General features: G+C 61.4%; 17 protein-coding genes and 1 tRNA gene. 11 read left to right on the top strand and 7 right to left on the bottom strand.

The window, feature by feature from the left end; all coding sequences use genetic code 11:
- Nucleotides 1–17 precede the first annotated feature (17 nt).
- From LJE98_RS03190 to pyrC, 8 genes are all read left to right on the top strand, one after another.
- Nucleotides 18–1100 (top strand): ABC transporter permease, encoded by a 1083-nt coding sequence (locus tag LJE98_RS03190; protein WP_229573366.1) that lies wholly within the window; start codon nt 18–20, stop codon nt 1098–1100.
- Nucleotides 1100–1882: an ATP-binding cassette domain-containing protein gene (locus tag LJE98_RS03185; protein ID WP_229573364.1), complete on the top strand. Its 783-nt coding sequence runs from the start codon at nt 1100–1102 to the stop codon at nt 1880–1882. Before LJE98_RS03190 ends, LJE98_RS03185 begins: the two co-directional genes overlap by 1 nt.
- Entirely contained in the window at nt 1879–2502 is a 624-nt protein-coding gene (locus tag LJE98_RS03180) for a nucleoside triphosphate hydrolase (protein ID WP_229573363.1), read from the top strand. Before LJE98_RS03185 ends, LJE98_RS03180 begins: the two co-directional genes overlap by 4 nt.
- 201 nt (nt 2503–2703) lie before the next feature.
- Nucleotides 2704–3099: a response regulator gene (locus tag LJE98_RS03175; protein WP_229573361.1), complete on the top strand. Its 396-nt coding sequence runs from the start codon at nt 2704–2706 to the stop codon at nt 3097–3099.
- Nucleotides 3100–3116: 17 nt separating this feature from the next.
- Nucleotides 3117–3611: a molybdopterin-dependent oxidoreductase gene (locus tag LJE98_RS03170; RefSeq protein WP_229573360.1), complete on the top strand. Its 495-nt coding sequence runs from the start codon at nt 3117–3119 to the stop codon at nt 3609–3611.
- Nucleotides 3612–3613: 2 nt separating this feature from the next.
- Nucleotides 3614–5875: an ATP-binding protein gene (locus LJE98_RS03165; RefSeq protein ID WP_229573896.1), complete on the top strand. Its 2262-nt coding sequence runs from the start codon at nt 3614–3616 to the stop codon at nt 5873–5875.
- 17 nt (nt 5876–5892) lie between these two features.
- Nucleotides 5893–6978, top strand: coding sequence for an HD domain-containing phosphohydrolase (locus tag LJE98_RS03160; RefSeq protein ID WP_229573358.1), 1086 nt, complete (start codon nt 5893–5895; stop codon nt 6976–6978).
- Nucleotides 6979–7043: 65 nt separating this feature from the next.
- Entirely contained in the window at nt 7044–8081 is a 1038-nt protein-coding gene (pyrC, locus tag LJE98_RS03155; RefSeq protein ID WP_229573357.1) for a dihydroorotase, read from the top strand.
- A gap of 69 nt (nt 8082–8150) precedes the next feature.
- Here pyrC and LJE98_RS03150 read toward each other — a convergent pair whose 3' ends face one another.
- Nucleotides 8151–8306, bottom strand: a complete 156-nt coding sequence (locus tag LJE98_RS03150) for a DUF3096 domain-containing protein (protein ID WP_229573355.1) — start codon at nt 8304–8306, stop codon at nt 8151–8153.
- Between the two features lie 126 nt (nt 8307–8432).
- Between LJE98_RS03150 and LJE98_RS03145 the strand changes: the two genes are divergently transcribed.
- Together LJE98_RS03145 and LJE98_RS03140 are read left to right on the top strand one after the other, a co-directional pair.
- Complete coding sequence (locus tag LJE98_RS03145) at nt 8433–9125, top strand: orotate phosphoribosyltransferase (protein ID WP_229573353.1); 693 nt, start codon at nt 8433–8435, stop codon at nt 9123–9125.
- Between the two features lie 77 nt (nt 9126–9202).
- Entirely contained in the window at nt 9203–10129 is a 927-nt protein-coding gene (locus tag LJE98_RS03140) for a carbohydrate kinase family protein (protein ID WP_229573352.1), read from the top strand.
- A gap of 45 nt (nt 10130–10174) precedes the next feature.
- Here the strand turns inward: LJE98_RS03140 and LJE98_RS03135 are convergent, their stop codons facing one another.
- The 4 genes from LJE98_RS03135 to LJE98_RS03120 all read right to left on the bottom strand — a co-directional run bounded on the left by LJE98_RS03135 (nt 10175) and on the right by LJE98_RS03120 (nt 15723).
- The gene (locus LJE98_RS03135; RefSeq protein WP_229573350.1) at nt 10175–10597 is read right to left on the bottom strand and encodes a glyoxalase superfamily protein; all 423 of its coding nucleotides are present in this window, start codon (nt 10595–10597) and stop codon (nt 10175–10177) included.
- On the bottom strand, nt 10594–11988 hold the full coding sequence (locus LJE98_RS03130; RefSeq protein ID WP_229573349.1) for an MATE family efflux transporter: 1395 nt from the start codon (nt 11986–11988) through the stop codon (nt 10594–10596). The genes LJE98_RS03135 and LJE98_RS03130 overlap by 4 nt, the downstream gene beginning before the upstream one ends.
- Nucleotides 11989–12285: 297 nt before the next feature.
- A complete protein-coding gene (pgi, locus tag LJE98_RS03125; RefSeq protein WP_229573347.1) occupies nt 12286–13914 on the bottom strand; it encodes a glucose-6-phosphate isomerase in 1629 nt (542 codons plus the stop codon).
- Nucleotides 13915–14016: 102 nt separating this feature from the next.
- A complete protein-coding gene (locus LJE98_RS03120; RefSeq protein ID WP_229573345.1) occupies nt 14017–15723 on the bottom strand; it encodes a long-chain fatty acid--CoA ligase in 1707 nt (568 codons plus the stop codon).
- Nucleotides 15724–15953: 230 nt separating this feature from the next.
- Here LJE98_RS03120 and LJE98_RS03115 point away from each other — a divergent pair, with 230 nt between their 5' ends.
- Nucleotides 15954–16349, top strand: coding sequence for a PRC-barrel domain-containing protein (locus tag LJE98_RS03115; protein ID WP_229573344.1), 396 nt, complete (start codon nt 15954–15956; stop codon nt 16347–16349).
- Nucleotides 16350–16583: 234 nt separating this feature from the next.
- Here LJE98_RS03115 and LJE98_RS03110 read toward each other — a convergent pair.
- Both LJE98_RS03110 and LJE98_RS03105 read right to left on the bottom strand, forming a co-directional pair.
- Nucleotides 16584–16659 (bottom strand) — tRNA-Thr (locus LJE98_RS03110).
- A gap of 379 nt (nt 16660–17038) precedes the next feature.
- On the bottom strand, nt 17039–17998 hold the full coding sequence (locus LJE98_RS03105) for an NAD(P)H-dependent flavin oxidoreductase (protein WP_229573342.1): 960 nt from the start codon (nt 17996–17998) through the stop codon (nt 17039–17041).
- Between the last annotated feature and the right edge of the window lie 115 nt (nt 17999–18113).

Here is an 18113-nt window from a genome sequence, read left to right as displayed (position 1 = left end):
GGCAGGGAGGATGACTCATGCAGCCGGCCAATCCCGAAACGCGAAATCCGCAGGAATTCGAGAAGGTCCTCTCGGGCAGTTCCACCCAGGTCGCGTCTTTCGACAGACACGAGCGCACGGCAATGGAGCGCTTCCAGCATTTTCTTCATTCAAGCCCCGCAGCCGTCGCCCTGATCGTGCTGGTCCTGTCGGTTGCGGCCTTCGGCTTCATTCTCGGCAACAAGTTCTTCTCGGCCTTCACGTTGACGCTGATCCTTCAGCAGGTCGCGATCGTTGGCATCGTCGGTGCCGCCCAGACATTGGTGATCCTGACCGCCGGCATCGATCTGTCGGTTGGCGCGATCATGGTTCTGTCGTCGGTGGTCATGGGCCAGTTCGCCTTTCGCTACGGCCTGCCACCCGAACTGGCCGTGATCTGTGGTCTGGCTGTCGGGGCCTTCTGCGGCTTTATCAACGGCGTGCTCGTGGCGCGCATGAAGCTGCCGCCCTTCATCGTGACGCTCGGCATGTGGCAGATCGTGCTCGCCACCAACTTCCTTTATTCCGCCAACGAGACGATCCGCAGCCAGGATATCGACGCCAATGCGCCGATCCTCAAGTTCTTCGGCGAAAACATCCGCATGGGCGGTGCCGTGCTGACCTATGGCGTCATTGCCATGGTGCTTCTGGTTGCGGTCCTCTGGTATGTGCTCAATCACACTGCCTGGGGCCGGCACGTCTACGCGGTCGGCGACGATCCGGACGCGGCGGAACTCGCAGGTGTCAACGTCAAGCGCATGCTGATCTCCGTCTACACGCTGTCGGGCCTCATCTGTGCACTCGCCGGCTGGGCACTCATCGGCCGCATCGGTTCGGTCTCCCCGACCGCCGGCCAGTTCGCCAACATCGAATCCATCACGGCGGTGGTCATCGGCGGCATCTCGCTCTTCGGCGGACGCGGCTCGGTCCTCGGCATGATTTTCGGGGCGCTGATCGTCGGTGTCTTCCAGCTCGGTCTGCGCCTGATCGGTACGGACCCGCAATGGACCTATCTCTTGATCGGCGTTCTCATCATCGCCGCCGTCGCAATCGACCAGTGGATCAGAAAGGTAGCAGGCTGATGACCCAGGAACCCATTCTCACCGCCCGCGGTCTGGTCAAGCGTTACGGCCGCGTCACGGCCCTCGATCAGGCCGATTTCGACCTCTATCCGGGCGAAATCCTCGCCGTCATCGGCGACAACGGTGCCGGAAAGTCCTCGCTGATCAAGGCGATCTCCGGTGCTGTCACGCCTGATGAGGGCGAGATCAAGCTCGAGGGTCGAGCGATCAACTTCCGCTCGCCGATCGAGGCACGCAAGGCCGGTATCGAGACCGTCTACCAGAACCTTGCTCTGTCGCCGGCCCTTTCGATCGCCGACAACATGTTCCTCGGTCGCGAACTGCGCAAACCGGGCATCATGGGCTCGGTCTTCCGCAAGCTTGACCGGCCGGCGATGGAGAAGATCGCGCGCGACAAGCTCTCCGAACTCGGCTTGATGACCATCCAGAACATCAACCAGGCGGTGGAGACGCTCTCGGGCGGCCAGCGCCAGGGTGTGGCGGTCGCGCGTGCGGCGGCCTTCGGTTCCAAGGTGATCATCCTCGACGAACCGACGGCGGCGCTCGGCGTCAAGGAAAGCCGCAAGGTGCTGGAACTGATCCTCGACGTGCGCTCACGCGGCATGCCCATCGTGCTGATTTCCCACAACATGCCGCATGTCTTCGAAGTGGCCGACCGCATCCATGTCCATCGCCTGGGCAAACGACTCTGCGTGATCAATCCGAAGGACTACACCATGTCGGATGCCGTAGCCTTCATGACAGGAGCGCGTCCGGCGCCGGACACCGAACTTGCTACATGAGTTCAGAACTCGACGATCTTCTGTTTGAAATCGAGCGGCGGGCGCATGGTGGCGCCCGCTTGCTCGTCGGCGTTGCCGGACCTCCCGGCGCCGGAAAGTCGACGCTTGCGGATCGCCTGCATGCAGCCCTCGGCGAAAGAGGCCATCGCAGCGCGGTGCTGCCGATGGACGGCTTCCACCTCGACAATTCCATTCTCGACGAACGCGGCGATCTTCCCCGCAAGGGTGCGCCGCACACATTCGACGTGCGTGGACTTGCCGATCTGCTTCGCGCGGTAAAGGCAGGCGGCGAAGTCTTCGTGCCGGTCTTTGACCGCGCCCGGGAGCTTGCGATCGCGGCGGCCCGTTGCATTTCGCCCGAGGATCGCATCGTGATCGCCGAGGGCAATTACCTGCTGCTTGATCAGGGGCCGTGGGCAGACCTCGCCGATCTCTTCGACCTGTCCGTCATGGTCGCGCCGCCGATCGAGGAACTGGAGCGGCGGCTCATTGCCCGATGGGTTGGCTACGGTCTCACTCCGGCACAGATCGAAGCGAAAGTCGAAAACAACGATCTGCCCAATGGCAGGCTCGTGCTGCAACGCAGCCGTCCGGCCGATTTCACTTTCGACCAGTTCTGAATGGACCTTTCACAGGGCTTCGCCGAGTCTGCGTAAATTCTTAAGATCTAATTAAATGCGCCATCGGTAAAATTGTACGGGTTCGGTTCAGCGAATATCAGCCTCTCCCTGATACAACTTCTCCATGAAAGGTTAACGCCGTTCCCGCCGGGCCAAAAGGGCTCCGGGGTTTCAAGCTGGCGTTTTCAAAGGGTGAAGGTAATGGCGGTATTGATTGTCGAGGACAACCCGACCAATGCGATGATCATAAAGCACCTCGCCAAGAAGGTGACGTCCAAGGAGATCAAGGTCGCCGGCGATGGAAACACGGCATTGATGCTGTGCCATACGGAAAGCTTCGAAATCCTGATCGTCGATTACCAGTTGCCCGGCATGTCCGGGCTGCAGTTCGTCAAGGCCGTGCGCCTGATGGATCGCTACTGCGATACTCCCGTGGTGATGGTAACGGCAGACGATCAACCGCGTCTGTGTGAGGAAGCCAAGGCCGCGGGCGTCACGGATTTCCTCCGCAAGCCGGTCGAGGCTGTCGCTTTTCGCAAGTTGCTGGCCGATCATCTCGGCGCCGAGGCCGTCCATCCCGAACTCCGTTCGGCGTAAGAAGGGAAACATCGGTCATGAGAAGCTTTGTAGGCGCACTTCTCGCAAGCCTGATCAGCGCCACCTCCGTTCTTGCGCTGGACCCGCCGACCGGCCCGGTCGTGCTGACCGTGAAGGGTGAGATCTCCAATACGAATGCGGGTGATACGGCGCAGTTCGACCGGGCGATGCTGGACGGTCTGAAGCATCGCAAGGCCGAGATGGAAACACCCTGGACGGAAGGCAAGGTGACCTTCGAAGGCCCACTGCTGCGCGAGATCCTCACCGCCGTCGGAGCGACAGGCACGATCCTCAAGGTACGCGCGCTCAACGACTACGCGGCAGACGTGCCGGCCGACGACGCCAGGCTCCAGGCGATCCTCGCCACGAAACTCGACGGAAAGCCGATGTCGGTGCGGGACAAGGGGCCCCTGATGCTGGTCTATCCCTTCGACCTCGATGCCGACCTCTACAACGAGAAATACTTCTCGCGCTCTGTCTGGCAGATCAAGGAAATCGAGGTCGGCCGGTGACCATGACGCGCGCCACAGCACGGAAATTTGCAGGCGGAGGCACGATTGCCATCGTCCTGCAGACGCTTTCGGCTGTGCTTGTCTTCGTGCTGCTCATCCTGTTCGTCGACATCGCCCGCCAGTATCGCATTATGGAAGATGGCGTGCGGGAGAACTCGCTCTGGTCTGTCTACCAGCTGGATCGGGAAGTGCGCCAGCTGACTCACAGCCTCTCGAATATGCGTGACGAAGAGCAGAACCCGAAATTGCTCGACGAGCTATCGCTGCGCTACGATATTCTTTTCTCCCGCGTTTCCATCCTCGACCAGGCAAAGTTCGGCACCTACTTCTCCGGCGACGAGAAGATCAACGGCTACATCGCCGGCATCACCGAGGGCGTCCGCGCCGCACAGCCGATATTCGATGCCTATGCCGCCGGCACCCCGCCGACGCAGGAGCAGTTGCGTTGGCTCGAAACAGATCTTGCCGGCATGGGGCGTGTGGCCGAGGACTTCCTTCTTTACACCAATACGCGCGTCAGCCATGAGCGGGCGGACAGCCGGGCGACGATCCTCAACCTGGAGCGCACCTCGACGGTCATGCTCGCGCTCCTGATGGTCTCGGTCGTGTTCCTCGTCATCATCCTGAACCGCCAGCTCCGTTCGGTGCGTCGGTCGAGCCACGACTTGCAGGTGATGGCGACGCAGCTGAGCGAGGCTTATGAAGGCGCCGACGCCGGAAACCGCGCCAAATCTCAATTCATGGCGACCATGGGTCACGAGATCCGGACGCCGCTGAACGCGATCCTCGGCATGTCGGAACTGCTCGAGCTCTCAGACCTTCCCGATGACGCGATCCAGAGCGTCAAGACGATCCGCTCCTCGGGCGAGGCCCTGCTTGAGATCATCAACGAGATCCTCGACTTCTCCAAGATCGAGCATGGCAAGCTGGAACTGGAAGAGCGTGCCTTCGACGTCTGCGCGCTTGCGGAAAGCAGTGTCAGCATTATCAGAGGTCGTGCCGACGACCACGGCAATACGGTGATCCTGGACCTTCCGGACTCTCTGCATGCCCTCTACGTCAAGACAGACCCGACGCGCCTGAGGCAGGTTCTTTTGAACCTGCTATCGAATGCGGTGAAGTTCACCCAGCAGGGAACCGTCACGTTGCGCCTGCGCGACTTCTATCGCGAAGGCAAGCTGATGATCCGCTTCGAGGTGGAGGACACCGGCATCGGCATTGACGAGGCGGGTCTCGACAAGCTCTTCAAGCCCTTCTCGCAGGTCGATGCCTCGATCAGCCGCCGCTACGGTGGCACCGGTCTTGGCCTCACCATCTGCAAGCAGATCGTCGAGATCCTCGGCGGCGAACTCGGTATGAGCAGCACCGTCGGCGTCGGCTCCATCTTCTGGTTCGAACTGGCAGTTGTTCCCGTGACCCGCCTGGAGGCGAATGGTCTCGCCGCCCAGGTGGTGGCCGAGGAGACCCTGCCGCGTCGCCGCATCCTTCTGGTGGAAGACAACAAGGTTAACCAGATCGTTGCCACCCGCTTCCTGGCCCGTCTCGGGCAGGACGTGGAGATCGCCAATGACGGCGCCGAAGCCGTCTCCCTTTCTCGCGAACATGCCTTCGATCTGATCCTGATGGATATGCAGATGCCTGTCATGGACGGCATTGAGGCGACGAAGCGGATCATTGCCGAAGGCGGCCCCTCGGCCGAAGCGCCGATTATCGCGATGACCGCCAACGCATCGGACGACGACCGCCGCCGCTGCCTCGACGCTGGAATGAAAGGCTTCGAGTCCAAGCCTGTGACATTGGAGAGATTGCGAAAGATGATTGCTCACGCCACGTCGACGGATCGCGAAACCAGGCCGGTCCCGGTCCCGGCGCCGACGACTGCGCCCCAGAAACTGGAATTGCCGGACCTGGATCTTGCCGCCATGCCACTTCAGTCCATGCCAGAGCTCGGCATCGAGGGGTTGGACGAGGCGCGCCACGCCGAACTCGTCGACGCGCTTGGCGAAGATGTCTTCCAGGAACTGGTCGAATCCTTCTTCGACGATGCGACCGGCCTGCTCGATGAGCTGACCGAGGCGCTCCACCGGAACGATCCGGACAAGATCGACCGCGTTCTGCACACGATCAAGGGGGCAGCCTCCAATGTCGGGTTCAACGACCTGGCGGTGAAGGCGAATGCGCTCAGGAGCCAGACCCCGGCGCCTGAAGATATCGAATTGCTCGGCGAGGAAATCCTCGCGCTTAAATTTAAACTGGTTGCCTGAGAAGCAAGGAGGCGTTCATGCGTATTTTGTTGGTGGACGACAACAGCACCAATCTGAAGCTCCTGACGAAGCTCGTCGGCAAGCTCGACAATTGCGAGGCTCTGCCATTCGCGAGCCCCGACGCCGTGCTCTCCGCATTGCCGGAGCTTGAGTTTGACATTGCCATCATCGACTACCAGATGCCGGTCTATAACGGTGTCGAGCTCTACACGGAAATCGTGCGCTTCGAGAAATATGCCGATGTTCCCGTTGTTTTCGTCACGGCCGACAAAGACATGACGACCCGCATGGCCGCTCTCAACGCCGGTGCGATCGATTTCCTGACCAAGCCGGTGAACCCTGTCGAGTTCCAGGCCCGCGTCCAGAACATCGTGAGCCTTTCAAGGGCTCGCCGCCAGCTTGCCGATCAGGCCGAATGGCTGCGACGCGAGGTCGAACGTGCGGTGGGTGAACTGCGCGAGCGCGAGCAGGAGATTATCCATCGCTTGACGCTGGCCGCTGAGTACAAGGATCCCGAAACCGCCCGCCATACCCTGCGCGTCGCGGCCTATTCGGAAGCGATCGCGATTGAACTGGGTCTGCCGAGCCATGTCTGCCACGATATCCGCCTGGCGGCCCCGATGCACGACATTGGCAAGGTCGCGATGCCAGACACGGTTCTTCTGAAACAGGGCCGACTGACGGAAGCCGAATATCGCCAGATGCAGTCGCATGCCGAAATCGGCAGCGACATCCTCGGACGCTCCCGTTCGTCGCTTCTGCAGCTCGCCTCCGAGATTGCCGCCAGCCACCACGAGCGCTGGGACGGGCAGGGCTATCCGAACCGTCTCGTCGGCACGGCCATCCCGATTTCCGGGCGGATCGTCTGCATCGCCGACAACTTCGACGCACTGACGACAGAACGCCCTTACAAGCCGGCCTGGAGCTTCGAGCGTACGGTCGAGCATATTCTCGGCCGTGCCGGCACCCAGTTCGATCCGGACTGCGTGGCTGCCTTCGAACGCGCTCTGCCTCGCATTCGGGCGATCTTGGAACAGGACCGGCGCGAGCAGGCGGAAGAGGCGGAAAAGGCCGTGGGATCGGCAAGCGATCGGGTCGCCTGATCCTTTGATCCCCGTGGGCGGACATGCTAAGGGCGGCGGGTAATCGTCAAGCCGGAGGCCTATTCATGTCATCGCTCACCATCCGCCGCCCCGACGACTGGCACCTGCATCTGCGCGACGGTGCCATGCTGGAAGGCGTGATCGGCGATACCAGCCGACATTTCGCCCGCGCCATCATCATGCCGAACCTCGTGCCGCCGGTGGTGACAACGCAGGATGCGCGCGCCTATCGCGAGCGCATCCTCAAGGCAGTGCCTTCAGGCGACCGTTTCGAACCGCTGATGACGCTCTATCTGACCGAGCACACAAACCCTGACGACGTGGAAGAAGGCAAGCGTTCCGGCCTGATCACGGCCGTCAAGCTTTACCCCGCCGGTGCCACGACCAATTCCCACGGCGGTGTGCGCGACATGGACAAGGCCATGCCGGTGCTGGAGCGGATGGCGAAGATCGGCCTGCCGCTTTGCGTCCATGGCGAAGTGACGACGCCCGAAGTCGACATTTTCGACCGCGAGAAGGTCTTCATCGACACCGTCCTCGATCCGTTGCGCAAGCGTCTCCCGGAGCTGAAGGTCACCATGGAGCATGTGACGACCGAAGATGGCGTTCAGTACATCCGTAGCGCCGATCGCAACCTCGCGGGCTCGATCACCACGCATCACCTGATCATCAACCGCAACGACATTCTCGTCGGCGGTATTCAGCCGCACTACTATTGTCTGCCGGTCGCCAAGCGCGAGAACCATCGCCAGGCGCTGCGCAAGGCGGCCGCTTCAGGCGATGCCCGCTTCTTCCTCGGCACCGACAGCGCGCCGCATGTCGATCCGCTGAAGGAATGCGGCTGCGGTTGCGCCGGCATCTATACCTCGATCAACACCATGAGCTGCCTTGCCCATGTCTTCGAGCAGGAAGACGCTCTGGACAAGCTCGAGGCCTTCACCTCGCTGAACGGCCCCGCCTGGTATGGTCTGGCGCCGAATGAGGAGACGATCACGCTCGTGAAACGGGATGAATCGGTGACGTTTCCGCCGAAGATCGTCACCGGCGCTGGTCCGGTGACCGTCTTCAATCCGAAATTCCCACTGCACTGGGATGTTGCCTGATGCGCCAAAGGCCTCGTGCGGGTGTACGAGGCCTTTGATGTGGCCGATCTGGACGCGTTGTCCGTCCGGTCAGGTGCCGAGCGAGCCAAGCTGCGGCCAGAGACCGAGCACGCCGATGATGATCAGATAGATGGCAACGACATAATTGAGCAGGCGCGGCATGATCAGGATCAGGATGCCGGCGATGAGGGCGACAAGCGGCTGGATGACGAGCATGTTGTCCATGGGTTATTCCTTCGTGTGTGGCCAGCCGTAAAGATCTGGCGAAGCGGATTGTTCCACACGGTTGATCTGGCGGGCGGCACGGCTTGCTGCTATTGCGCTTCTGACCGTATCTGACAGGAGAGCCCCATGATCCAGACCCCCTTCACCGACCCCGCCGTGATGGCCGACCTCGTGGCGAAGATGCTCTGGGAGATCAAGGCGGTGCATTTCAACGCCAGCGAGCCCTACAAGCTTTCCTCCGGCATGAAGAGCCCCGTCTATATCGACTGCCGCAAGCTTCTCTCCTATCCGCGCGTGCGCTCTGCGGTGATGGATTTTGCCGCCGCCACCCTGATGCGCAATGCCGGCTTCGAGCAGTTCGATTGCATCGCCGGCGGCGAGACGGCTGGCATTCCGTTTGCGGCTCTGCTCGCCGATCGCCTCGGCCTGCCGATGATCTATGTCCGCAAGGCGCCCAAGGGCCATGGCCGCAATGCACAGATCGAAGGCAACATGCCGGAGGGATCGCGCGTTCTCGTCATAGAGGACCTGACAACCGCTGGCGGCAGCATGTTCAAGTTTATCGACGCGATCAGGGCTGCCGGCGGCGGCGTCGATCACGGCATCGCACTCTTCTTCTACGGCATCTTCCCCGAGGCCCAGCAGCGCTTCGACGATGGCAAGGTGAAGTTGCACTACATCGCGACATGGCGGCACGTGCTCGCCGTTGCTCGCGAGCAGAAACTGTTCGACGAGAAGACGCTCTCCGAGGTCGAGGCCTTCCTCGATGCACCGCTCGAATGGTCGGGACGAAACGGTGGGGTTTCGTCCTTGGCCTGAGCAAATGCTCACGGACACACTGGAAATCGAGCGCGACTTGGTTTAAATCGATTGAAACGGAAGACTGGGAGGTCGAAATGATCCTGTGTTGCGGCGAAGCGCTGATCGACATGTTGCCACGCGAAACCACGCTCGGCGAGCGGGCCTTTTCGCCCTATGCCGGCGGCGCGATTTTCAACACGGCGATTGCCCTTGGGCGCCTCGGCATCGAGACGGGCTTCTTCACCGGCCTTTCCGACGACATGCTGGGCGACATCCTGCGCGACACGCTGAAGTCATCCGGCGTCGACTACAGCTATTGCGCGACGCTCTCGCGCCCCTGCACGATCGCGCTGGTCAAGCTCACCAACGGCCAGGCATCCTATGCCTTCTACGACGAAAACACGGCAGGCCGGATGATCACGGAAGCCGACTTGCCCACGCTCGACGACAGCTGCGAAGCCCTGCATTTTGGCGCGATCAGCCTGATCCCGGAACCCTGCGGCTCGACCTATGAGGCGCTGATGACCCGCGAGCACAAGACCCGCGTCATCTCGCTCGACCCGAACATTCGCCCCGGCTTCATCAAGGACAAGGCCGCCCACCAGGCCCGCATCGCCCGCATGGCCGACATGTCCGACATCCTGAAATTCTCCGACGAGGACCTCGACTGGTTCGAGCTGTCGGGCACACAGGACGAGCGCGCCGCCTATTGGCTGACGCGCGGCGCCAAGCTCGTGGTGCTGACCAAGGGCGCGGAAGGGGCGACAGGCTACACCGCAAACTTCAAGGTCTCGGTTCCCTCGAACAAGGTCGAGGTGGTCGACACCGTCGGCGCCGGCGACACCTTCGACGCGGGCATCTTGGCGTCGCTGAAGCGTCAGGGACTGCTGACCAAGGAGAAGGTCGCGACGCTCTCGGAAGAGGCGGTGCGTGAAGCGCTGACGGTAGGCGCCAAGGCTGCGGCCGTGACGGTGTCGCGGGCAGGGGCCAACCCACCGACGGCGGCCGAGATCGGGTTCTGAGAGGGCTCGGGATGCCACAACGCCTCTCACAGCACGAACGCTGACCTAGGCGCCACTGATCATCAGATTCGGCATGCCGTTTGACGTCTTTTCTGCGGAGTGACCGCTGTCATCGACGACACCTCTTGCGACGCGCCGCATATTGGTAAAACCTTTGAAGGTGACGGTGTCCACCGGCTGGTCAAACCGGATGGACACCGAGTGGCCGCTGCTTGAAGACGTAATCGCGGTAATCTCCCCCTCGAATGCCATACCAAGATAATGCCCCCTGACCCTTTGGTGCAGATGAAACCGGGTTGGAGCCGCCTTCGCGAGTTGGGCTGACAAGGTGTTCCAGTTGCGCGCGCCGTTTTGATGCGCGACCAGTTCAAGTGCTTTGGCGTGTCCGACAATGGTCCCCTCCGCAGCGAGGGTGGCACGCAGCGCCTTTGCCTGCGCCTTGGCTTCCGCAATGGTTCTAACGGTCATGACCGGGCTCCCCTTGCAGCCAGACCGAGGCCGGCATGGCTCCGTGTCTTCATCGCGGTCGCGAGGATGAGAGCGCTGGCCGCCGCAGCGAGGATGTCGGCCGCTGGATAGGCAAACCACAATGCGTTTCCACCGAGCAGGATAGTTGCCGCCGTCACCAGTGACGGCACCAGTATGATGGGCTTGACGACCGTGAGCAGTGCGGCGCGGGCCGGCTGGCCCACCGCCTGGAAATAGAGGCCGAGCACGAGGATAGGGCCTGAAAACAGGTAGAGCGCGCCCATGATCCGGAGGATCCGGCCCACCTCGCTGATCACATCCGGGTCGGTGACAAACAGGGCGCCGAGCAGGCTTCCCTGGCTGAGGAGCAGACCCTCCACAGCAATGCAGTAAAGCAGTGCCGTTGTAGCCCCGATCCGCAGCACCGCATCGGAACGCGTATAAAGTCCGGCGCCGACATTGTTGCCGACAATGCTTTGCATGGCCATTCCGACAGCGATATTTGGCATGAAGGCAAACCCGAAGATGCGTGTCGCTATCCCGTAGGCTGCGATGGTTTTAGCATAGTCGGCACTTGCCGCAAAGCGCATGGCCATAACGACACTGGCAGCGGAAAGCGCCATTCCGGCAAAACCCAGGCAGAGAGGCGCCCCGAGAATCGCGATCCGTTTCCAGGAGCCAGTCCACCGGCTTCGCCAAACCATGCTCAATAGCAGCATATTGGGCAGAAGCCGGCGCAAGATGACGAGCAGGTTCAATCCAAGTGTCTGCGCAAAGAGCGTAGCGAAGGCCGATCCCGCTACGCCCAGCTCCAGCCGAGCCACCAGAATGTAGTTCAGCAGGATGTTGGCGAGTGTAACACCAAGCGACATGAGGGCCATCGTTCCGGCATGACCTTCATTGCGACAGGCATCGGCATGGACACCCAGGAGGAACTGGACGGGAGTTCCGAACAGGGTAATCGCCAGGAAGACCCAGACCATGTCGGCAATCGGTCCGTCGGAGCCGGCAAGCTTGATCGAGAAACCTCTGCCCCCGGCACAGAAGAGCAGGATAAGCGCAGACGCAATGAAGAGGGCAAGGCCATGTGCGCCTGCAAAGGTCGCTGTGGCTGCATCGCGATCGCCGGCGCCAAGCTGACGCGCCAGCAGGCTCGACATCCCGCCACCCACAAGGGTCGACAGCGCGATAGTGAACATGAGGATCGGGAAGGTCATGCCGACCGCCGCCATGGCCTCGGCGCCGACGAAATGGCCGAGGAAGAAGGCGTCGACGATGCCGAGCACGCCATTCATGCCCATGATCGCGATCATGGGCAGTGCGGTGGCGGCAAAGATCTTGCCAGGAGAGGCAGTCAGAAAACGATTTTCGGGCGATTGTCGCAGAGACATCACTCACTCCTCCGAAGAGGCATTTCGATTGTGATGGGGGCCTGCATTGCCCACCGACGAAATGCTTCGAGGGTGAGAAGAAACCTGCGTGCCGGCTTTACCGTGACTTTCGTCTGCAGGCGGCAGGTGCTCGGAACCTGCGCGCCAAGAACCATTGAAAGGGGAGATTGTCAATGACGGTCCGCAGGGATCGGGTCACCGGAGGGAGGGCGTGCGGACAGCCGCATCCATTCGACGGGTTTCTTGGCGCCGCCCCTCGGCCGTGTCGCGCGTAAGCGCTCGGGGGCCTTTCCAGTCTCACCCCATCTTCCGCTCCGAAAGTGCCGCGACAAGCCCTGCAGTCGAGCTGTCATGCCCGGTTGCCGCGACCTTGCCCTGCACCACCGGCAGAAGCCCCGTCGCCAGTTCCTTGCCGAGTTCCACGCCCCATTGGTCGAAGGAATTGATGCGGAAGATCACGCCTTCAACGAAGACGCGGTGTTCATAGAGTGCGATCAGGCGACCGAGCGCAAACGGGGTCAGCTGGTCATAGACGAAGGTGATCGAGGGGCGGTTGCCGGAGAAGACGCGGTGCGGGGCGAGGAAGTCGGCCTCTTCGCCGGCAATGCCCTTGGCGGTGAGCTGGCTCTTGGCCTCGGCAAGTGTGCGGCCCTTCATCAGGGCTTCAGACTGGGCGAGGCAATTGGCGATCAGCAGCTCATGCTGGTGACGCAAGTCAGGTTCGAAACCATTGGCGGCGATCATGAACTCGGCCGGGATGACGCTCGTGCCCTGGTGGATGAGCTGGTAGAAGGCGTGCTGTCCGTTGGTGCCGGGTTCGCCCCAGACGACGGGGCCGGAGGCACCGGCAACCGGCTTTCCGTCGACCGTCACGCTCTTGCCGTTCGATTCCATGTCGAGCTGCTGCAGATAGGCCGGGAAGCGCGACAGCCTCTGGTCATAGGGCAGGATCGCGCGCGTCGCGTAGTTCAGAACCTTGCGATGATAGACGCCGAGCGCGCCGAGAAGCATTGGCAGGTTGTCGCGGAAGGGGGCAGTGCGAAAATGCTCGTCCATGGCGTGGGCGCCATCGAGGAACTCTCCGAAATGGTCGGAGCCGATCGCGATCATCAGCGGCAGGCCGATGGCCGACCAGATCGAATACCGTCCGCCGACCCAGTCCCAGAAGCCGAAGACGCGGGTCGGATCGATGCCGAAGGCGGCAACCTTGTCGAGGGCTGTCGAGACGGCGCAGAAATGATGGCCGACGGCAGCCTCGCCGAGCGCATCGGCGACGAAGGCGCGCGCCGTCTGCGCGTTTGTCATCGTCTCGATCGTGGTGAAGGTCTTCGATGCCACGATGAAGAGCGTGGTTTCGGCAGACAATGTCTTCAGCGTGTCGGCAATATGGGCGCCATCGATATTGGAGACGAAATGCAGGCGCGGGCCGTCATGGAAGGGGGCGAGTGCCAGTGTCGCCATGACAGGACCGAGATCCGAACCGCCAATGCCGATATTGACGACATCGGTGATGGCCTTGCCGGTGGCCCCCTTGGTCTCGCCCGAGCGGATGCCCTCGGCGAAGGCGCCCATGGCTGCGAGAACGGCATTGACGTCTGCCATCACATCGCGGCCGTCGACCATGACAGGGCGGTTGGAGCGGTTGCGCAAGGCGGTGTGCAGGACCGCGCGATCTTCCGTGAAGTTGATCGGCGCGCCGGAGAACATCTGGTCGCGCTTGTCGGCCACGCCGGCTGTTGCTGCGAGTTCCTCGAGCAGGTCGAGCACCTCGTCGTTCACCGCGCATTTGGAGTAATCCATCAACAGGTCGTCGAGAGCTGCGGTAAAACGGCTGAAGCGCTGCGGATCGGCCGAGAATGCGGCACGCAGGTCTTCCGCACGGGTGGCCTGGACCGTCTTCGTCAATGTGTCGATGATGGATTGCATCGGAATGTCCCTGGTTCGGCGATGATGCCGGGGACCTTATTAGCGACTTGAGACAGGATCAAGATGAAGGGGAGGCCTCAGCCTCCCCAAATTTAAATCGATTTATTTTCCGTCCCGCAACTCGCGCCGCAGGATCTTGCCGACATTGGTCTTGGGCAGGTCGGCGCGGAACTCGATATAGCGGGGCCGCTTGTAATTGGTCAGGTTTGCGGCGCAATGGGCCTTGAGTTCCTCGATGGTGAGGTCCTCGTCCTTCTTGACCACGAAGAGCTTGACCGCCTCGCCCGAATGCTCGTCCGGCACGCCGACGGCAGCGCATTCGAGGACGCCGGCATGCATGACGGCCACTTCCTCGATCTCGTTCGGATAGACGTTGAAGCCGGAGACGAGGATCATGTCCTTCTTCCGGTCGACGATCTTCACATAGCCGCGTTCGTCCATCAGGCCCATGTCGCCGGAGCGGAAGAAGCCGTCATCGCTCATCACCTTGGCCGTCTCTTCCGGACGCTGCCAATAGCCCGCCATGACCTGCGGACCCCGGATGCAGATTTCGCCCACATCGCCGACCGGCAGCGTATTGCCGTCCTCATCGCGGATCTCGATGTCCGTCGAGGGGAGGGGCAGGCCGATCATGCCGGTGAACTCGCGCGCATCCAGACGGTTGACGGTCGCGACCGGAGAGGTCTCGGAGAGCCCGTAACCTTCGGTGATGGGTCGTCCCGTCATCTCCAGCCAGCGCTCGGCCACCGGCCGCTGGATAGCCATGCCGCCGCCAAGCACGAGCATCAGCGAGGAGAAGTCGAGCTTCTTGAACTCCGGATTGTTCATCATCGCATTGAACAGCGTGTTGAGACCCGGGAAGATATGCGACTTGAAGCCCTGCAACTCCTTGATGAAGCCCGGAATGTCACGCGGATTGGCGATCAACAGATTGTGGCCGCCGAGCGCAATGCCCATCAGCGAATTCACGGTGAGGGCGAAGATATGGTAGAGCGGAAGCGCGCAGACGAAGTTCAGCACCTCGGGGCGCGACTGGCCCGCAAAGGCGGCCTCCAGCCACAGCGCGATCTGCTGCTTGTTGGACAGGAGATTGGCATGGGTCAGCGTCGCCCCCTTGGAAACGCCGGTCGTGCCGCCGGTATATTGCAGGAAAGCGACGTCGCTCGAAATGACTTCGACCGGCTTCAGCGTAAGCTTCTCGCCTTCCGACAGCATGGCCTTGAAGCTCTTGTGGCCGGGGATGGACCAGGCGGGCACGAGCTTCTTCACCTTGCGCACGACGAGATTGACGATGTGGCCCTTAAAGCCCAGCATGTCGCCCATGGCGCAAACCACGACATGCTTGACCTCTGTGCGGGCGACGACCTGTTCGACCGTGTGGGCGAAGTTTTCGAGGACGACGATCGCCTTGGCGCCGGAATCCTTGAGCTGGTGTTCGAGTTCGCGCGGTGTGTAGAGCGGGTTGACGTTCACCACGATCATGCCGGCACGAAGGATGCCATAGACGGCCACCGGGTTCTGCAGGATGTTCGGCGTCATGACGGCGACACGGTCGCCCTTGGCGAGACCCTTCGACTGCAGCCAGGCGCCAACCTTGCGCGATTGCAGTTCCAGTTCGCGGAAGGTCATGCCGCGGCCCATGCTGGAAAAGGCCAGCCTGTCGGCGAACTTGGCGCAACTCGCTTCGAAGAGCGCGCCGAGCGATTGATGAGCATGCGGTGCGATCTCGGCCGGCACGGAGGCCGGATACGACTTAACCCAGATCTTGTCGGCGGCGCGGCCGCTCAAGCGGCTCATAGTTTCCGTCATCGTGTTCCTCCCGAAACCTTCGTTGTCTGCATGCCCGTCGCGGGGGCCGATTCCTCCTCAGGTCCCCAGAACTTACGCGTTTTCACGCCGGCAGTGCAACTGTGGCAAAGCTATCTAACCTTGACGTAAACGTCAACAATCCTGTCGGACCTCCGTGGCGTTTTGAAAGGAACCATGCTCCCGCATGCGCCGTTATCCGTTCATCGAAAAGCAAGACGGAGGATATCTCAATGTTGCAGGAAAATCGAACGACCACCAGTGGCCAGGATCCCTATGTCAAGGATACTCCAAACCTGATTGCCAGCGACAAGGTCGAAGGCACTGCGGTCTACGGCCGCGACGGCGAACGCATCGGCTCGATCCAGCGTATCATCCTGGAAAAACGTGGGGGCCGCGTGGCTTATGCAATTCTGAGCTTCGGTGGTTTCTGGGGTATCGGTGACGACTATTACCCGCTGCCCTGGGAAAAGCTGACCTATGACGAGGGCCTCGACGGCTATCGAATCGATCTCACCAAAGAGCAGGTCGAGGCGGCGCCGAAGCACCGAGATGACAGCGAAGATTGGTACCGCGACAACGGCCGCTCGGTCTATGACTACTACGGTGTTCCGCCGTACTGGATCTGATTGGGTATCGTCATAACACCACCATCGAAGGGCCTCGTGAAGCGGGGCCCTTTTTCGCGTCTTCAACGAATGTGGATTGGCAAATGGACGGCAGCGTAATCGCGCTGCAGCAGGAGAGACGTCAATCAACCCGCCCGAGCCCGTACTAAAGTTTACGGCACTCGCGCCCGACGGCGCTCATTGCACAGAAAGCTTCGGCGGGGAAGGCCGGAGCCTCAGAATTTCTTTGAGAAATGGTGCCGCTTGCAGGACTCGAACCTGCGACCCCATCATTACGAATGATGTGCTCTACCACCTGAGCTAAAGCGGCCTACGTCGAGCAGGAATTTAGCCTGCCGCGTTTGGTGAGGGGCTGATACAAGGATTGCCTGCTGATTTCAAGACGCATTTCGGCCGCGGGACAAAAAATCACCGGCCGCAACCGGGCGGGCGCTTCTGGTTAAGCGGCCAAGTCTTGGGCCAGTTGTCCAAATGCGCCCGTGTCGTCCTCGAACTGCGAGGGCAGTTCCGCAAAGCCTCCTTGATTGGCGTCCAACTGCAGTCCCGCCTCGTCCTCGACTTTCCGTTCGCCAATTATTCGCCCGCTGAAGAAGGCGGAGGATGGATGCGGCGAGTGCAGGCGGGGTCCGAAAAAGCCGATGCTGGCGTCCCCGAAACTTGGATCCGCGGGGACGCCAGCAATGATGATCTCAGCCGCAAATCGCCTTTTTTGCGCTCCTGTATTCGCGCTCCAGCCGGTCGACCACGGCGGAAACCGGCTCGACGGCCTTGACCGCGCCGATGCCCTGACCGCAGCCCCAGATGTCCTTCCAGGCCTTGGCGCCGGTGGTCGCCTTGTCAAAGTCCATTTTCGACGGGTCGGCCTCCGGCAGATTGTCCGGATCGAGGCCTGCGGCCGCAATGGAAGGCTTCAGGTAGTTGCCGTGAATGCCGGTGAAATAGTTGGAGTAGACAATGTCATTGGCATGGGCATCGACGATCGCCTGCTTGTATTCCGCCGAGGCGCGAGCCTCTTCGGTCGCGATAAAGGGGGAGCCGATATAGGCCATGTCGGCCCCCATCGCCTGGGCGGCGAGCACCGCGCCCCCATTGGCGATCGCACCGGCAAGAAGAAGCGGGCCGTCGAACCACTCGCGGATTTCCTGGACGAGGGCAAAGGGCGAAAGCGTGCCGGCATGGCCGCCAGCCCCGGTCGCAACAGCAATCAGGCCGTCCGCGCCCTTGCGGATCGCCGAGTTCGCGTGACGGTTGTTGATGACGTCATGCAACACGATCCCGCCGTAGGAATGTACGGCAGCATTCACTTCCGGCACGGCCCCGAGCGAGGAGATCACGATAGGAACCTTGTATTTCACACACATCATCAGGTCGTGCTCGAGCCGCTTGTTCGACATGTGCACGATCTGGTTGACCGCAAAGGGGGCGGCCGGACGATCCGGGTTCTTCGCATTGTAGGATGCGAGATCCTCTGTGATCTCGGCGAGCCACTCATCGAGCTGCGCCTCGGGCCGGGCATTGAGTGCCGGGAACGAGCCGACAATACCGGCCTTGCACTGGGCCAAGGTCAGTTTCGGGTGTGATATGATGAAGAGCGGCGAGGCGACGACGGGTAGTCTCAGAGTGTCTTTCAGGATCGGCGGCAGGGCCATCACTTCACCTCCCAGGAAGTTTACGTTTACGCAAACGTCAAATATCAGATCCTTCGCCGGGAGGAAAGCCGGGCTGCACAATTCGCGCTGTGAACGGGCAAAGCCGCCTTCGTTG

The organism is Rhizobium sp. 'Codium 1' (assembly GCF_020889605.1).
Classification (GTDB): Bacteria; Pseudomonadota; Alphaproteobacteria; order Rhizobiales; family Rhizobiaceae; genus Allorhizobium; species Allorhizobium algae.
The sequence above is the reverse complement of the archived record's forward strand: the minus strand, read 5'-3'. Positions and strand labels throughout refer to the sequence as shown.

Excerpts from the sequence above, each read along its gene's own strand:
- LJE98_RS03160 (WP_229573358.1), top strand. The coding sequence starts at position 5,893 with ATGCGTATTTTGTTGGTGGACGACAACAGCACCAATCTGAAGCTCCTG.
- pgi (WP_229573347.1), bottom strand. The coding sequence starts at position 13,914 with ATGCAATCCATCATCGACACATTGACGAAGACGGTCCAGGCCACCCGT.
- LJE98_RS03130 (WP_229573349.1), bottom strand. The coding sequence starts at position 11,988 with ATGTCTCTGCGACAATCGCCCGAAAATCGTTTTCTGACTGCCTCTCCT.
- LJE98_RS03190 (WP_229573366.1), top strand. The coding sequence starts at position 18 with ATGCAGCCGGCCAATCCCGAAACGCGAAATCCGCAGGAATTCGAGAAG.
- LJE98_RS03145 (WP_229573353.1), top strand. The coding sequence starts at position 8,433 with ATGATCCAGACCCCCTTCACCGACCCCGCCGTGATGGCCGACCTCGTG.
- LJE98_RS03115 (WP_229573344.1), top strand. The coding sequence starts at position 15,954 with ATGTTGCAGGAAAATCGAACGACCACCAGTGGCCAGGATCCCTATGTC.
- LJE98_RS03175 (WP_229573361.1), top strand. The coding sequence starts at position 2,704 with ATGGCGGTATTGATTGTCGAGGACAACCCGACCAATGCGATGATCATA.
- LJE98_RS03165 (WP_229573896.1), top strand. The coding sequence starts at position 3,614 with ATGACGCGCGCCACAGCACGGAAATTTGCAGGCGGAGGCACGATTGCC.
- LJE98_RS03135 (WP_229573350.1), bottom strand. The coding sequence starts at position 10,597 with ATGACCGTTAGAACCATTGCGGAAGCCAAGGCGCAGGCAAAGGCGCTG.
- LJE98_RS03170 (WP_229573360.1), top strand. The coding sequence starts at position 3,117 with ATGAGAAGCTTTGTAGGCGCACTTCTCGCAAGCCTGATCAGCGCCACC.
- pyrC (WP_229573357.1), top strand. The coding sequence starts at position 7,044 with ATGTCATCGCTCACCATCCGCCGCCCCGACGACTGGCACCTGCATCTG.
- LJE98_RS03140 (WP_229573352.1), top strand. The coding sequence starts at position 9,203 with ATGATCCTGTGTTGCGGCGAAGCGCTGATCGACATGTTGCCACGCGAA.
- LJE98_RS03120 (WP_229573345.1), bottom strand. The coding sequence starts at position 15,723 with ATGACGGAAACTATGAGCCGCTTGAGCGGCCGCGCCGCCGACAAGATC.
- LJE98_RS03105 (WP_229573342.1), bottom strand. The coding sequence starts at position 17,998 with ATGGCCCTGCCGCCGATCCTGAAAGACACTCTGAGACTACCCGTCGTC.
- LJE98_RS03180 (WP_229573363.1), top strand. The coding sequence starts at position 1,879 with ATGAGTTCAGAACTCGACGATCTTCTGTTTGAAATCGAGCGGCGGGCG.
- LJE98_RS03150 (WP_229573355.1), bottom strand. The coding sequence starts at position 8,306 with ATGGACAACATGCTCGTCATCCAGCCGCTTGTCGCCCTCATCGCCGGC.
- LJE98_RS03185 (WP_229573364.1), top strand. The coding sequence starts at position 1,100 with ATGACCCAGGAACCCATTCTCACCGCCCGCGGTCTGGTCAAGCGTTAC.